The organism is Burkholderia oklahomensis C6786 (assembly GCF_000959365.1).
GTDB classification, from domain to species: Bacteria; Pseudomonadota; Gammaproteobacteria; order Burkholderiales; family Burkholderiaceae; genus Burkholderia; species Burkholderia oklahomensis.
In genome coordinates this window covers 1151803-1166418 of the sequence record NZ_CP009555.1, presented here as the reverse complement: position 1 = coordinate 1166418, position 14616 = coordinate 1151803, and the positions used below count along the sequence as shown (strand labels likewise).

16 protein-coding genes and 1 pseudogene are annotated in these 14616 nt (G+C 55.6%); 9 read left to right on the top strand and 8 right to left on the bottom strand.

All coding sequences use genetic code 11. The features are described 5' to 3' along the window. Positions 1–69: 69 nt before the first annotated feature. The 4 genes and pseudogenes from BG90_RS05135 to BG90_RS37720 all read left to right on the top strand — a co-directional run bounded on the left by BG90_RS05135 (position 70) and on the right by BG90_RS37720 (position 1365). Positions 70–246, top strand: a complete 177-nt coding sequence (locus tag BG90_RS05135) for an integrase core domain-containing protein (protein WP_014696846.1) — start codon at positions 70–72, stop codon at positions 244–246. A 33-nt stretch (positions 247–279) separates the two neighbouring features. Further along, on the top strand, positions 280–624 hold the full coding sequence (locus BG90_RS05130; protein WP_038802161.1) for a group II intron maturase-specific domain-containing protein: 345 nt from the start codon (positions 280–282) through the stop codon (positions 622–624). Between the two features lie 79 nt (positions 625–703). Further along, a pseudogene (locus BG90_RS05125) lies at positions 704–1168 on the top strand (IS3 family transposase); the annotation flags it as partial. After that, positions 1165–1365 (top strand): antitoxin Xre/MbcA/ParS toxin-binding domain-containing protein, encoded by a 201-nt coding sequence (locus BG90_RS37720; protein ID WP_081470026.1) that lies wholly within the window; start codon positions 1165–1167, stop codon positions 1363–1365. The pseudogene BG90_RS05125 and the gene BG90_RS37720, both read left to right, overlap by 4 nt. 230 nt (positions 1366–1595) lie before the next feature. On the opposite strand, the gene BG90_RS31935 is transcribed toward BG90_RS37720, so the two are convergent. The 8 genes from BG90_RS31935 to arsQ all read right to left on the bottom strand — a co-directional run bounded on the left by BG90_RS31935 (position 1596) and on the right by arsQ (position 9171). After that, positions 1596–2300, bottom strand: coding sequence for a class I SAM-dependent methyltransferase (locus BG90_RS31935; protein WP_010122003.1), 705 nt, complete (start codon positions 2298–2300; stop codon positions 1596–1598). Between the two features lie 36 nt (positions 2301–2336). Next, positions 2337–2603 (bottom strand): hypothetical protein, encoded by a 267-nt coding sequence (locus BG90_RS05115; protein ID WP_124072306.1) that lies wholly within the window; start codon positions 2601–2603, stop codon positions 2337–2339. 11 nt (positions 2604–2614) lie between these two features. Further along, positions 2615–3424, bottom strand: coding sequence for an alpha/beta fold hydrolase (locus tag BG90_RS05110; RefSeq protein WP_158335886.1), 810 nt, complete (start codon positions 3422–3424; stop codon positions 2615–2617). Between the two features lie 18 nt (positions 3425–3442). Next, on the bottom strand, positions 3443–4678 hold the full coding sequence (locus BG90_RS05105) for a cytochrome P450 (RefSeq protein ID WP_010122001.1): 1236 nt from the start codon (positions 4676–4678) through the stop codon (positions 3443–3445). 38 nt (positions 4679–4716) lie between these two features. Next, a complete protein-coding gene (locus BG90_RS05100) occupies positions 4717–5355 on the bottom strand; it encodes a class I SAM-dependent methyltransferase (RefSeq protein WP_010122000.1) in 639 nt (212 codons plus the stop codon). 36 nt (positions 5356–5391) lie between these two features. Beyond that, entirely contained in the window at positions 5392–6678 is a 1287-nt protein-coding gene (gene arsL / locus BG90_RS05095; RefSeq protein ID WP_038802160.1) for an arsinothricin biosynthesis radical SAM protein ArsL, read from the bottom strand. 94 nt (positions 6679–6772) lie between these two features. Further along, positions 6773–7906 carry an arsinothricin biosynthesis methyltransferase ArsM gene (arsM, locus tag BG90_RS05090; protein WP_010121994.1) on the bottom strand — a complete coding sequence of 378 codons (1134 nt, stop codon included), beginning with the start codon at positions 7904–7906 and terminating at the stop codon, positions 6773–6775. A gap of 38 nt (positions 7907–7944) precedes the next feature. Further along, positions 7945–9171: an arsinothricin export permease ArsQ gene (gene arsQ, locus BG90_RS05085; protein ID WP_010121992.1), complete on the bottom strand. Its 1227-nt coding sequence runs from the start codon at positions 9169–9171 to the stop codon at positions 7945–7947. 219 nt (positions 9172–9390) lie between these two features. Here arsQ and BG90_RS31930 point away from each other — a divergent pair, with 219 nt between their 5' ends. From BG90_RS31930 to BG90_RS05065, 5 genes are all read left to right on the top strand, one after another. Further along, complete coding sequence (locus tag BG90_RS31930; RefSeq protein WP_010121990.1) at positions 9391–9738, top strand: ArsR/SmtB family transcription factor; 348 nt, start codon at positions 9391–9393, stop codon at positions 9736–9738. 129 nt (positions 9739–9867) lie between these two features. Next, positions 9868–11154, top strand: a complete 1287-nt coding sequence (locus BG90_RS05080) for an inorganic phosphate transporter (protein ID WP_198140436.1) — start codon at positions 9868–9870, stop codon at positions 11152–11154. Between the two features lie 62 nt (positions 11155–11216). After that, a complete protein-coding gene (locus BG90_RS05075; protein WP_010121988.1) occupies positions 11217–11714 on the top strand; it encodes an arsenate reductase (azurin) small subunit in 498 nt (165 codons plus the stop codon). 4 nt (positions 11715–11718) lie between these two features. Further along, positions 11719–14199, top strand: coding sequence for an arsenate reductase (azurin) large subunit (locus tag BG90_RS05070; protein WP_025990513.1), 2481 nt, complete (start codon positions 11719–11721; stop codon positions 14197–14199). Positions 14200–14292: 93 nt separating this feature from the next. Continuing rightward, a complete protein-coding gene (locus tag BG90_RS05065) occupies positions 14293–14616 on the top strand; it encodes an ArsR/SmtB family transcription factor (protein WP_010121986.1) in 324 nt (107 codons plus the stop codon).

Here is a 14616-nt window from a genome sequence, read left to right as displayed (position 1 = left end):
CAGCACACTAAAAATCTGACAGGCTCGCGGCAGGAGTTCATCACGCCGCACTGCCCGCAACAGAACGGAATGGTCGAGCGCGTCATCCGCACGCTCAAAGAGCAATGCGTACACCGACACCGCTTCGAGACGCTGCAGCATGCCAGCCGCGCCATTGCCGACTGGATCCAGTTTTACAACCATCGACGGCCTCATCAGGCGCTGAAGATGAAAACGCCGGCTGAGGCATTCGCGTTAGCCGCTTAACCTGAGCAGGTTCCGCTGGGTCATTACATCTACGTGAACTTCGCCCCGGCGGTTAGCCGTGACGCCCTCAAGGCGATGCGGCAGACTATCCGGGGATGGCATCTGCAACTGATGTGCGACCGCGAATTAGGCGATCTGGCGGCAATGTTCAATCCGATTCTGAGGGGATGGCAGCAGTACTACGGCCGCTTCCATGGCTCGGCAATGTCGGTGATCTGGAAACACATGAATGACTACCTGGTGCGCTGGATGATGCGCAAGTACAAGACTCTTGCTCGCCATAAAACGCGGGCGAGACACGCCCTCGGGCGGCTTGCGCGTCGATTCCCGACTGCCTTCGTGCATTGGAGAATGGGATGTCTTCCCGCGGTTGGATGATGGGAGCCGGATGAGTCGAGAGGCTCACGTCCGGTTCTGCGAGAGGCTGGGGGTGAAATTCCCCCGGCCTACTCACCCCTATATCCGGACCTACGAGGGTTGGCTGTATCTGGCGGCAGTCATGGATCTGTATTCCCGGCAAATCGTTGGTTGGGCCACACGCGCCACCATGACCAGTGACCTGGTTTTGCAGGCGCTGCTGGCTGCCGTTTGGAAGCGCAAACCTGAACCGGGCGTCATGATTCATTCGGATCAAGGCAGCCAGTTCACCAGCGATGACTGGCAATCGTTTCTGAAGGCTCATCACATGGTGCCGAGCATGAGTCGCCGCGGCAACTGCCACGACAACGCCGTGGCGGAAAGTTTCTTCAGTGCGCTGAAAAAGGAACGAATCAAACGGCGCATCTATCCGACCAGGGCGATGGCGACCACGGACGTGTTCGATTACATTGAGATGTTCTACAACCCAATTCGCCGACATGGTTTCGTTGGCGATATCTCACCTGTAGAGTTTGAGCGGCGCTATGCGCTAAACGGCTCGTGAGTGTCTATGAAACTCTGGCCGGTCCAGTATCCGGGAATCCGGATGGCTTCGACGTGCAGTCGTGGCTATTCGACTGGCTTCATTCACCAGTTCCAGCTCTCGGCGGCCAGCGCCCAATAGATTACCTTCGCAATCCCGAGGGCATAGATCTAATCTCGAGACTGCTGGCGAGTGCTCAAACCGGGACTTACTGGTAAGCCTTTCAACCGCCTGTGGCGTTACGACGCCATCTGGGACCGGAAATTTGGTCCCTTCCGCAGACGGCGTAGCGCCCTATATCGGGTGAGTTCAAGCGTGACGCCCATAAGCCACGGGGTCCCATCCATCTGGACCGGATTCTCCCTCCTCTCTGATAGGCAGAGCCAGGTGATCGCCACAGCTGTAAATTTGATGTTTCTTCGGCTGATGGGGCGTCGTGACACGTATGCTATGCGGTTGCGCTTTCCGATCTCACCGAAATCACGCCCCGCGTCACGTTGGGATCACGCAGTCGCGGCGTCGAGCAATCGAAAACAGGGGCGTTCGAAAGAGCGGGTGCCCCAAGCGCTGGCAAGCCAATAAAGAAGTCGCGATAGGGGGCGCGCATAAGGATGTTGTACGTCTTCTCGCATACCGCCGTTCTCTCACCCCTCACGTATCTGTGGCCGTCATCGTCCCAAACCTCTTTCCAAGGGCCTTTGAGGATGACGGCATGGCCTTGATCCAAACAAGCACCCTGTTTGCCCTTGTAGGCTTCCAGCACCGCGTAACGCAACTCGGCACGGTAACTATCGGACCTCATTGGATAGCCGACCAACAAGTAGGTAATGCCGTAGAATCCAGTGCGCTCCAACTTTGCGCCGGCTAATACTTCCGTTGGAAAATGGGAGACTGCATCGTTTTCGTTGATCGTCGTCGGAACGTCATCATCTGCATCGGCAAGAATGGCGGTCGCGAGCAGTTTGCCTCCGCGCTTCAGGACGCGAAACGCCTCGGCAAGACCTCTCTCCACTTGATCTTGCGCGAGTTGATTCAGTGCGAGATCGATAACGACTACGTCGAAAGTTGAATCGCCGATCAACGGCTGAGCATCGGCTGCAGATTCAATCGCGTTCAACACTTTCGAAAGAGCGGTGGTGTCGAGCAGCGTCATGCTCGAGACAAGTCTGTTTGCAACTTCGGGGTCAGTCTAAAGGTCGGACGCGGCGATACCACTGACATAGCGTATTGCCTGCCGCGTTCGAGTCCGATGTGTGTCGGTCAACGGTTCGAAGACAGAGAGCCTGAGCTGGCCCTCAGGTCGTTCTGCTTCGTTTGCGAGAGCATCTAGCAATCCTGTGGTCGTTGTACCGACCAGCAGCACGTCCACTACGTTGCCCGGTTCGCCGCGCAAGCGGCTGATGAGTGTCGAGATACACGCTTCGGATTGCGTGCTGTTGAGCAGAGAAAGGGGCATGCGTTGCTCCATCAGCCGATGAAGTTGCTAACGATCGAATTGAATTTGCCAGGATTCTCCCAAAACATCAGGTGCCCGCCACCTTCCGATTCTTCGAAGATATGCAATTCGGCGCCCCTGATCTTGGTCGCAATCCATTCTTGAGTCTTCCACTTGATGAGACTTGCGCGACCGCCGATCACGAGAGTTGGCACATCAATTGTTGGGATGACGTCGCGCCAGTCGCTGCATATATGGTCAAGAAGCAATAGTGCAGCTTCACGACGGGGTAGCTTCAAATTTTCGGAGAACAGCCATGCGGCATCCTCCGGTGGCAACTGGGAGGTATGCATGATCTTGAAGAATCCGGCGGAGAACTCCTCCGCATCACCTCCGGACAGACCTGTATACAGCTTGTCCAACATGCCGCAGTCAAGCGTATGTGGCTCGTCTTCGTAAATTGAATACGAGGGGAGCAGCCACGGCGCTTGGTCGACAAGGACCAGCTTCTTGATGCGTTCTCCACCGAAGAGCTCCCAGTAGCACCACACGACAGCACACCCCATTGACCATCCCAACAACGTGATGTTGTCGAGGTCGAGGGATTGGATGAGATCGTGCAGATCCTTGGCAAATCGGGAAATCCGAAATCCCTTGGTGACCTTTTCGGACTCACCATGTCCTCTGAAGTCGACGGTAATCACGCGATAGCGCTTGCCGAGGTCAGTCATCTGGTGCTTGAACATCGCTCCCGATTGCGACCAACCATGGAGCATCACTAGCGTGTCTCCAGATCCTCCAGAGTCGGTATAGAAAAGCTCTACTCCGTCGTTGGTTTTCACGTACGGCATGCTGCTCCCTTAGAGTGAAATGGTCATCGACTGGAGTCCGCGGAATCGCGACTCGCCGCGCCACGAGATCGATTCGTGATTGAGTTTCAGGGCCGGGAATCGATGGAGGAGCGACTGAATCGCAATCTTGGCCTCGAGCCGAGCAAGGTGGGAGCCCACACAGAAATGATGCCCGGAGCCGAATGAGAGGATCTTTCCGGTTCTCGGCCGCCAGATATCAAAGCTATCGGGATGAGCGAATACGCGAGGATCACGGTTACCAGCTCCCAGCATCAGGATGATGATTTGCCCTTTCTTCAGGGTGACGCCGTGAAGCTCGACGTCGTCGGTCAGAACGCGAGCCGTGCGATTGACGGGCGGATAGAAGCGCAACATTTCTTCGATTGCGCCGTCGATCAGTGTCGGGTCGTTCTTGAGAAGGCTGAGCTGATCAGGATGCTCGAGCAATGCAAGCGTCCCCGCCGCGATGAGGTTGGTTGTTGTCTCAAACCCGGAGACGAGGAACAGAATGCAATTGGCCACGACTTCTTCGTCGCTCAAGACATCGTCGCCGATACGGACGTTGATTAGCGAGCTGACAAGATCGTCGGTCGGGTTTTTGCGTCGCTCCTGCACAACCGGGTAGAACAGGTCGGCGAGCTCGGTAAATCCGCGATGTGCCAACGGAATACAGCCCGGAGCCTTCCCGGCACTTCCCACATAGACGGATACGTAATCAGACAGTGTCTTGATCAACTGAACGTCCGCGTTCGGTAGGCCAAGTATGCGGCAGATGAAGCGAATCGGCATTGGGAAGGCGAGATCGGAAATGATTTCCAACTCGCCCTTCTTTTCGACTGCGTCCAGGAGTTCGTCCGTTACTTCTTGTGCGAACGGCCCCAGCGACTCCATGTGTTTGGGCAGGAAAGATTTGTTTGTGAGATTGCGTAGCCGCGTATGACGTTCGCCTTCAAGGTTCAGCAAGAACATCGACAGATACCGAACGATGGCGTCATTCATGTCTCTATCTTCGGCCGGCGTATCGGCGGCCAGGGTCGTGTACCGATCGGCAGATACCCTGGGATCTTTCATCAAGCGTTCGATATCTTCGTGGCGCGAGACGACGTAAAACTTGCTGTTCTCGTCAAAGAACAACGGCGCCTCGGACAGCAAATACTGGAACATCGGATACGGGTTGCGCAAGTTTTCCGGCGCAAGGATGTTGAGAGCAACGGCTTCTTCTTTGTTGACTGCTGCGCTATCCATGACTTTTCTTTCTCTCGAATGCGATGTTGGACGTGTGGTCAGTGCCGCACACCGGAGGCAACAAAAACGCCGATGCCGTATCCGTCGATGGTCATAGCTGATGCGCCGCCGCCGCAGCAAGAACCGACGCTATCAATATGACTTGACTCGAACCCGGCAGACTCGAACCAACCGGCAACGGTCTGCCGATCGAATCCCATCCAGCGGTCGTTGTGCGCCTTTCGGAGATCTTCGAATGAATGGGTATCCATGTCGGTGATGATCAACCGGCCACCCGGTTTGAGGACCCGATACATCTCCGCGACGGCACGTTCGGGCCTTTCAACGTGATGGAGTGACATGTTGGCGAAAACATAATCGACTCCCTTGTCGTCGATTGGGAGGCTCTCCGCTTCGCCGAGGCGACACTCGACGCCATATGCCGAGAAGGGCTTGCGGGCAAGGATGTCCAGCATTTCCTGGACCGGATCTACCGCAATGACTTCCAGGCCGGCTTTTACCAATCCTTCGGTCATGAATCCGGTGCCGGCACCAACGTCGGCCGCTGTTTTCAGTATCGAATCGGTACTGATTTCCGCGGCACGAAATGCTGCTCGGCGCACCTCGTCAGAAAAGAAGTCGCGTCGCATTTGATCCCACTGAGCAGCGACCTCAGCGAAGTAGGTATTCGTGTTCATGGCGTCGATCGTAGGGAGGGGGTATCTCGTTGCTGTTCAGCACTTGAGGCAGCATCGTTTGAATACGCCTGGTTCCGGAGGCGTTACATTGGCGTAGTACATCTCGTCCACTGCTGGATCGGGATGAGACCAGTCGAAGTGAAACTCTCGCTCCGTCAACTTGAGCCCAGCTGTCGATGCCCGATTGAGAAGCGGAGAGCCCTTGTACAGATGGAGACGGGTTTCGTACTGGATGGGGTCGACTACATCTTCGAGGTCGTTTCGTTCGATGAACGCCTTGAACGACAGGATGTCCTCCTTCGACACCCACGGGTTGTACATGATGAAGGTGGGGTTCAGCTTGACGCCGATTGCCTTGAGGCGGCGAATTGCCATTTCGATGTCGTCGACGGATATCTCTTTGGCGACGATGTCGAGGACCTTCTGGGTTGGGAACTCCAGCGCTGATGTGATGAATCGCAACCCGAGACCGGACATTTCGCGAATCGCATCTTCATGCTCGAGAATGTGATCGACACGTGTCGTGAAGTCGTAGGTCAGGTGCGGAAATTCTTCGTGCAGGCGCCGCATGATCCGAACGCCGTGATTCTTGGCGTTGAAGAATTCTGCATCGGTGAACGTCAGATGTTCCATCCCTTGTTTGACGAGATTCCTGACGTCTTCGACCACGATGTCGTCCGTGACCATAATGACTTTGCCGTCGTATGCGGCATACACGGAACAGTAGGTGCATTTGTGATGGCAGCCGCGCGTGGCTTCCACTCCACCGATGAGGTGAATACCGCTTCCGAGGAGCTTCTCGACCTGAGGTTGCGGGTACTTGACCAGGGAAGGGGCGAGCGATCGATCGGGAACACTGATCGCATTGCGAGCAAGATAGGGGTGGGGAACTCTGCCGTTGGCTACGACCTCCAGGTCAACCAGTCCAGCCTTTTCCAGTGCTACTCCCGAGCCGCTGGCATAACGAGCCAGGTTCACCAGCGGATGCTCCCATTCCCCCACAACAGCATAGTCACCGTAGCGACCAACAAGGCGTTCAGCGTTGAGGGTCGCGTACTGGCCAAAATACACAATGATTGCGGTCGGGTTGGCCTTTCGTATCTGATCGGTCAGCTGCAGGCCCGCTTGCAGCGAATCAAACAACGGCATGGAAATAGCGATAACGTCCGCATCATCAAACACTCCGTCGGGGATACCGTCGACGTAGGTGTCGAGCAGTTTCGTGCTATCGAATCCTGCGTTCCGTAGTGCGGTGGCTGCCGACAAGGCGGTATTGGGCTGATATCCACCCTCAAAGGTGGAGACAACTAGATAGTTGGCCATATGGAAACCTATCTCTGGAATGTAGTACAACGAATTGTTATGTATGTATTGCGTTTGTATTGATGTCGTGTGTCGAACTATTCAGTCAAGCGGCTTAGCAGCAGAAGGTGGAACTAGTGCCGTTGGACGTAGGGCTGCAACACGATTCCGCCTGCTGAGCCGGTGTGGAGCAGCACGCGTTTGCATCGACAAACTGCGGTTCGTCAAGGTTGAACAGGTCTGCCTGGTAGGCGTCGGCACGGAACTTGGCTGCAAACTCGGGCGGGATCAATGTGACTTCGCCCTTCTTGAATTTGAGACCGTGTTCGTCAATTACCTCTACCCATGGGCCGCGATACATCAGCTGGAATGCTGCCCGGGTCCCGGAGAGAGGGAGGTGCGGTTTGATCGCAGTCACTGTGACTGACCGGAAAACGACACCCTCGACGGCTTTTGCCGGATCTTCGTTTCGAACTTCAATGCGGAGACCTTCGAAGCCAGCACTTGCGATGGCGCGATAGAAGTCCTGTTCTTGAAAAACGCCTGCGTAACAGGCCGCCCAGAGCTGCTGATCGGACTGGAGGTGCTCGGGCACCTCGATGTTGGAAACGTTGTCAGAGATTGCGATACGGCCGCCCGGTCGAAGAACGCGGAACATTTCTCTGAACACTTCAGACTTATCAGTAGTGCTTACCAAATTGATCACGCAATTTGAGACAATGACGTCGATGCTGTTGTCCGGGATCAGCGGGTTTGCGTTGAAAATTTCACTTTTTCGGCGTTCGAACGCGATCAGCTTCTCGAGGCTATCGATCGAGGCTTTCGCAAGCAGGCGATCGACCTTCTCGAGATCCGTTTTCAGGTCGGTGATGCTCGCGCGGTTGAACCGCATGTTGTCGAACCCCATGACATCCGCAAAGCTCTCCTGCTGGCTGCGAGCGAGATCCACCATTTGCGGCGTGAAGTCAACGCCGAACACTTTTCCTGCAGGTCCGACCACCTGAGACAGGATGTAGCAGATCTTTCCACTACCGCTGCCGAGATCAAGTACGGCATCCCCTTCCTTGACGAACGGAGTGGGGTTGCCACAACCGAAGTCGGCATCAAGAATCGCCTTCGGAATCTTCTCAAGAAGTGTGCGATCGTAGGCCTCGGCCGTACAGAGCACTTGGTACTCGTTCGCAAGCATCGAAGAGTCGGCATGAAGTGCCTTCGAATACTCTTCCTGAATGACGGAATCCATTTCCATATAAGCTCACTCCTTCGATGAGATTGCTGGGAAGATGATTACTGGATGACGAAAGCGTAGATATACAAGCAGGCGAGACCTACGAGCGCCTGAACGATCGAGGCAGCAGTAAACGTGAAGTTCGGTGGTTGAGTCTGGCCTTCCGTGTTCGAGCGCGGCTGCGTTAGCCAGAAGTAGCTGTCGTTCGGAAGGATCGCTACGAAGGCGCCGAGGCAAATGGCGTACACCGCAATGGTCGGGTCCAACGACGCTCCGCTTACCACGTGCGCAAGGATCGGGGGAACAGCCGCGAACGTAGCCAGCGACGAGCCATTGATCACCTTGAAGATCGCGGTGATCGCGAACAACACGAATATCAACGCGAAATTTGAGTAGTGGGTAGCAAACGTTGACGCGAGTTTTGCGAGTGGCAGAACGGTAGCCAGCATCGTGCCGAGCGCGCTCGCTGAGCCGATGATGAACAGAAGGGACGCGCTGCGACGGACTGCTGACTCCAAACACTCTTTCCTGAGTTGCGGCGCGACAAGAAAGTACGTCAGTACCGCTGTGATCGCGAGCGCTCCCGCAGGCGATGTCAGGAATTTGAGCGTCGGCCATGCGCGAAAGTCTGCGGCCAGACCCACAATGATCAGAATCGCGAGACAGTAGAGCGGGAACAGTCGCTTGAGAGCGCTTGCTTTCGCTCCTGTTGGGGCCGAGGCGTGCGTTGCAGATTCAGGGCCGTTATCTCTGTCCGCGATCTTGAGCCAAAGCAGCCCTGCGAGAACGACAGGAATCATCAGCGCGAATCCGAGAATGGCAAAACCCGGTCGATTCACGTCGATCGAAAGCCCGACGCCGATGATCAAAGGGCCGGCTGGGATCATCAGTTTGAAACCGGCATAGCTGCCGACGGCGATGCCCTTGCGATGCGTTGGCGCGATCGGTGCAAGGGTGGCGTAAGATGTGTCCGGACACACCATGCCGGCGCCGGTAAAGGGTGAAATCAACACGCCTAACCGGCCGACTTGGAAAATTTCTCCTTTGCTGATCGCCGCGGCAAGGAAAAAAGAAGAGACAAGGATCAGGGCGAAGTAGCCCATGTTGTACCCGAATCCCTTATTGAACGTCGCTATCAGCTTGGAGTCGTCCATGCCGTAGGCGACACCTATGACAAGAGTCACCAGAATCATGGCAAGCGGGAACGGGACGACGGATAGTGTTTTCGTTACTTCGTTGAACCAGCGCGCGCCGGTTGTACGTTGCATCGATTGAACCTGGGCCATTTCGTTCCTCGCCTCGACAAAGCTGTGAGCATCCGTTTTTAACCGAATGGTGCGTTTCCCTACGGCTGGTTGAGAATGATGCCTAGTTGGTACCATTCCACTATCTGGAGCCTGCCAACATTTCGACGTTTCAGTGTGTGTTGAAGCGTCAGAAAAATCAAGATGTCGAAAATTTTTTTCATGTTGGCATTTCTACAAACGTTGAAGTAACATCCGCCGATGAAAAATCAGGAAGCAATCCTTGCGTTTTCAGCGCTTGCACAGGAAACAAGGCTCAACATTTTTCGCCTCTTGGTGAGGGCGGGACCGGAGGGATTGGCTGCGGGTCGGATCGCAGAACTTCTCGAAAAGAGTCCGTCAGCCCTCTCGTTTCACCTCAAGGAGATGGCGATCGCGGGGTTGGTGCATGTGCGTCAGGAAGGTCGCTTCGTGGTCTACGGAGCAAACTACGACGCGGTGCACGGACTAGTTGGCTTTTTGATGGAGCATTGCTGTGAGGGTGCAGAGTCGCCGACGCGCATTGCTGGGAAGTCATCCTGTGGATCCGGAAAGAAGAAGGCGAAGTAGCAGGGATCTGGTCGTGGATTGAGCACCTTTCGATACTGAATCGGCGGGTTGCGTAAGTCATTAAATTAGGAATGCGTAGTTAATTTCGTGTTGTTACGCGAAAAGTAACTTGATTTACTTGTTCGTGGGATGACGTTGCCTGTTCGGGAGGGCCGAGCAGCACGTCGTCCAAAACATCTCGTCGGGATGCTGGGCGACCATGAGTTGGAGGGCAATGCTGCGTCAACCGGTACCGGGATGTGGTGGCAGCTAGTTTCGTGCCATATTGATGTATCGCTAGTGCTAATTAATAAGGAAAACGAAACTATGGCGGCGATGACAATCTTGTTCTTGGCTACGGCTTTTCTTTCCTACTCCAATGGTGCCAACGACAACTTCAAAGGGGTTGCGACGCTGTATGGAAGCGGCGTGGCTAGTTACCGTACAGCGATCACGGTCGCTACCGCTGCGACAATCGCTGGAAGTCTGTGTTCGCTTGTTCTAGCGAGTGGGTTGGCGCAGGCCTTCTCGGGTAAAGGGTTGGTTCCACCGGAAATATCGAGGTCAGCCAAATTCCTGCTGTCCGTTGCCTTGGGAGCCGGGGCAACCGTGATACTTGCAACGTTTCTCGGGTTCCCGGTATCGACCACGCACGGATTGACCGGCGGGCTTGTGGGCGCCGGATTTGTTGCCATGGGCCACACGCCGAACCTGTCCGTGTTGGGTAGCTCGTTTCTTCTACCGCTCGTCTTCAGCCCGATTGCCGCGGTTGCGCTGACTATTCCGATCTACAAAGTGGCTCATATGGCCGCCGAACGCAGCGGGGTGGGGCGTTCCCTCTGCATGTGTGTGGCGCCGGCTAGGTTCGTACCGGTTGGCCCCCTTTCCGGAGGTAGTTCAATGATGCAAATGCCTGGCGGAATTGTGGTCGATTCGGTCGAGAGTTGTGTCTACAAGTACGACGGAAATGTCCTCGGTATTTCGACGCAGAAACTTGTGGATGTCGCGCACTACGCGAGCGCGATTGCACTTAGCTTTGCACGGGGGCTCAACGACACTCCAAAGATTGCGGGCTTGTTGCTCGTGGTCAAGTGGCTCGACATCAGATGGGGTGCGGTGGTGGTTGCCGCTGGCATGACGCTCGGCGGAATCGTCAACGCCAAGAAGGTAGCCGAGACCATGAGCAAGAAGATTTCCCGCATGAACGACGGGCAAGCATTGACCGCAAACCTGGTGACGGCGGTTCTGGTGATCTTCGCAAGCAAACTCGGGCTTCCTGTTTCGACGACACATGTTTCAGTTGGGGCCATTACGGGCGTCGGCGTCGTCAACGGGACGGCAAACTTCAGCGTGCTGAAGAGCATCCTCATGTCATGGATTTTGACCCTCCCCGTAGCGGCAGTACTAAGTGCTGCTTGCTACTTCATTTTCATGTGAGCGGGTAGGCAGGCGACATAGTTCGTGCGGAGACCATGATGAGTGTAAGTCGTAGAAGTTTTTTGAAATTCACCGGCGGTGCGGCCGCGGCAGCGAGCTCGACGATCGCAGGCGCTTCGACTCTCCAGGCGACGGGACGCCCGGAAGTTGTTGAGCAGGCGAAAGACAACGTGGTCAAGCTGATAGCTCACGTTGGCGAACTGAAGACGAACGTGCCGTTTGACTTCGCCTACCCGGACGCTTCTTCCCCATGCGTGATGATCAAACTCGGTCATCCTGTTAGCGGAGGGATTGGGCCCGGGAGTGACGTTGTTGCTTTCAGTCGGCTCTGTAGTCACATGGGTTGCCCGGTTGCGTACGACACGGAAACGAAGGTATTCCAGTGTCCTTGTCATTTCAGCATTTTCGACGCGGAGAAGCGAGGACAGATGGTGTGCGGTCAAGCCACGGCGGACCTGCCGTCGATCACGCTGAAGTATGCGGAGAGCGATGGCGCGATTTCTGCGGTCGGTGTGGACGGACTGATCTACGGCCGGACTGAAAACGTGTTCAGAGGGTGATGCCATGACAACGGATACCGACCGCATATTTCTTCCGCCGACAAACGCCAAGAAAACCAATCTCACCTGCCAATTCTGCATTGTCGGATGTGGATACCACGTCTACAAATGGCCTGAGGGCGAAGAGGGCGGGCGTGCCCCAGATCAGAATGCATTGAGGGTTGATTTTCGAAGACCTCTGCCACCAATGACGATGGCAGTTTCACCGGCCTCTCAGAATACGATCGTGCATGAAGACGGGGCGCGGTACCGCATTCTCATCGTCCCGGATAGTCAATGCGTGGTTAACAAGGGGTTGTCGTCGACGCGCGGCGGGCAGACGGCAAAGGTCATGTACAGCCCGAGCGGGATGACGAAGCAGAGGCTCCGTCATCCTCAGGTGTTGAAGGCCAACCAATGGGTTGATGCGACGTGGAGCGATGCATTGAAGTTGTATGCGGGACTGACCAAGCGGATTCTCGATGCTGACGGTCCCTCTGCGCTCGCATTCGACTGCTTTGATCATGGAGGGGGCGGAGGCGGATTCGAAAACACATGGGGAACAGGGAAGCTCATGTTCTCGGCATTGCAGACTCCTCTCGTCAGGATCCACAACCGACCAGCCTACAACTCGGAATGTCACGCAACGCGAGAAATGGGAATCGGCGAGCTCAACAACAGTTACGAAGACGCGGAGCTCGCAGACGTCATCATGGCCATCGGTTGCAACCCATACGAAACGCAAACGAACTATTTCTTGGCGCATTGGTTGCCGAACCTCCAGGGAGGCACGGTCGATAAGCGTAAGCGCTCTTTCTCGGATGAATCGCTGCAACCGGCAAAGATCATCTTCGTTGACCCTCGTCGCACTGCAACGGTCGCCATTGCGGAGCGGGTCGCGGGCAAGGAGAACGTTCTGCATTTGGATATCGAGCCGGGAACAGACATCGCGCTTTTCAACGGCCTGTTTACGTATGTAGTCGATCAAGGGTGGCACGACCAAGAGTTCATCAGATCTCATACGAACGGATTCGAGCAAGTGCGAAGCGAGAATCGACTCTCGATGGCCGAAACTAGCCGTATTACTGGGGTTCCGGTTGAGCGATTGAAGCTGGCGGCGGAATGGGCGTACCGTCCACGGGCATCGGGTGCGCGGCCACGGACTATGCATGCCTACGAGAAGGGAATCATCTGGGGGAACAACAATTACCTGATCCAATCCGCGCTGGTCGACGTCGTATTGGCAACGCACAACGTTGGGCGACGAGGCACAGGGGTTGTTCGCATGGGTGGGCACCAGGAGGGTTATGCACGGCCGCCGTACCCTGGAGATTCGAAAATCTATGTTGATCGGGAGATCATCAGCGGCAAGGGCATGATGTATACGGTTTGGGGAACCAATCCGTTTCAAAGCACGCTGAACGCGGAGGAGCATCAGGCTGCTGTTCGACGGCGAGCTCAAATCGTCAGAGATGCGATGAGGGGAGCGCGAGGCGCGTCGACGGACCAGATGATTGAAGTCGCGTACGACGCGGTCAAGAACAAAGGCGGATTGTTCGTCGCGACAGTCAATCTTTATCCGACGAGCCTCTCCGAGGCGGCGCATTTGATGTTGCCGGCAGCGCAATCCGGTGAGATGAACCTGACGTCGATGAACGGCGAACGTCGGATCCGCCTCACCGAGAAGTTTACGGATCCCCCTGGCTCCGCACGCCCCGATTGCTTGATTGCCGCATCGATAGCAAACGAGCTGCGAGCGTTGTACGAGAGGGAAGGGCGAGCCGATATGGTCAGTCGATTCTCCGGCTTTGACTGGAAAACAGAAGAAGACGCGTTCAACGATGGCTTTAGACGGGCGGGCATGGTCGCGGAGGTAAAGATCGATAGCCAGGGCGGGTCAACCGGCCACCTGGTGACATACGAGCGACTCAGGGTCATGGGTAACAACGGTGTCCAGTTACCCGCGAAGGCATATGAAGGAGGGAAATTGACCGGAACCGAGATGCTCTATTCGGACGGCAATTTCGATACACCTGACGGTCGGGCCCAGTTCAAGTCTGCGCCGTGGCCCGGGTTGCCTAAGATTGTCGACGAGCAGAAGTCGAAGTATCGCTTCTGGATCAACAATGGTCGTGTCAACGAGGCGTGGCAAACGCTGTATCACGATCAGTTCAACAGGTTTGTCCTCGATCGTGTGCCGATGGCTTATCTTGAACTTAACCCCGGTGACGCGAAGGACCTGGGGGTCAGTTCTGGTGATGTCGTTGAGGTGTATAACGACTTCGGGTCAACCTACGCGATGGCCTATCTTGAACCGAGTATCAAATCCGGACATACATTCATGCAGTTCGGCCACTTCAACGGAACAGTGGGCAACATAGTGACTCCATGGGTCGATCAGAACGTTGTCCCCTATTACAAGGGTACATGGGCGGACCTTCGACGAGTAGGTTCACTCGAGGATAGCAGGGGCTCAACTAGCTTCAAGAGTCGCCGTCTTTCGTGATTCGGTCTCGTGGTAGGGTAGGGCTGCGGCGCGGCATGATCTAGTGATTGACCGGGAGCCGCGGCCGACGGAATAGTTCGGCCGGTGCGGAACATGGAACGGAAAAAGGCGGTTCGTGTCTTGGAGGCATTGAGTTCCCGTCCGAGGCTCGCGGTATATAGCCTGCTCATGAAGGCGGATATAGGTGGCCTGTCTGCCGGGGACATCGCTCGGTCGCTGGATGTCGCTTCATCGTCTCTGTCGTTTCACTTGAAGGAGCTGATGATGGCTGGCGTCGTGATATGCGAGCAGCGCGGTCGGCAGACGTTCTATTCGCCGAACGTACAGGCAATTAGAGATCTGATCGGTTTCTTGACTGAAAGCTGTTGTGCCGAGGAAGCATCCGTTTTGGGGAGCGGTTCGTCCATGTCCGAATGA

What these genes read in the sequence shown, in the direction of transcription:
- BG90_RS05135 (WP_014696846.1), top strand. Translation starts at nt 70, where the DNA reads ATGGTCGAGCGCGTCATCCGCACGCTCAAAGAGCAATGCGTACACCGA.
- BG90_RS31935 (WP_010122003.1), bottom strand. Translation starts at nt 2,300, where the DNA reads ATGACGCTGCTCGACACCACCGCTCTTTCGAAAGTGTTGAACGCGATT.
- BG90_RS05115 (WP_124072306.1), bottom strand. Translation starts at nt 2,603, where the DNA reads ATGCCCCTTTCTCTGCTCAACAGCACGCAATCCGAAGCGTGTATCTCG.
- BG90_RS05105 (WP_010122001.1), bottom strand. Translation starts at nt 4,678, where the DNA reads ATGGATAGCGCAGCAGTCAACAAAGAAGAAGCCGTTGCTCTCAACATC.
- BG90_RS05100 (WP_010122000.1), bottom strand. Translation starts at nt 5,355, where the DNA reads ATGAACACGAATACCTACTTCGCTGAGGTCGCTGCTCAGTGGGATCAA.
- arsL (WP_038802160.1), bottom strand. Translation starts at nt 6,678, where the DNA reads ATGGCCAACTATCTAGTTGTCTCCACCTTTGAGGGTGGATATCAGCCC.
- arsM (WP_010121994.1), bottom strand. Translation starts at nt 7,906, where the DNA reads ATGGAAATGGATTCCGTCATTCAGGAAGAGTATTCGAAGGCACTTCAT.
- arsQ (WP_010121992.1), bottom strand. Translation starts at nt 9,171, where the DNA reads ATGGCCCAGGTTCAATCGATGCAACGTACAACCGGCGCGCGCTGGTTC.
- BG90_RS31930 (WP_010121990.1), top strand. Translation starts at nt 9,391, where the DNA reads ATGAAAAATCAGGAAGCAATCCTTGCGTTTTCAGCGCTTGCACAGGAA.
- BG90_RS05080 (WP_198140436.1), top strand. Translation starts at nt 9,868, where the DNA reads ATGACGTTGCCTGTTCGGGAGGGCCGAGCAGCACGTCGTCCAAAACAT.
- BG90_RS05070 (WP_025990513.1), top strand. Translation starts at nt 11,719, where the DNA reads ATGACAACGGATACCGACCGCATATTTCTTCCGCCGACAAACGCCAAG.
- BG90_RS05065 (WP_010121986.1), top strand. Translation starts at nt 14,293, where the DNA reads ATGGAACGGAAAAAGGCGGTTCGTGTCTTGGAGGCATTGAGTTCCCGT.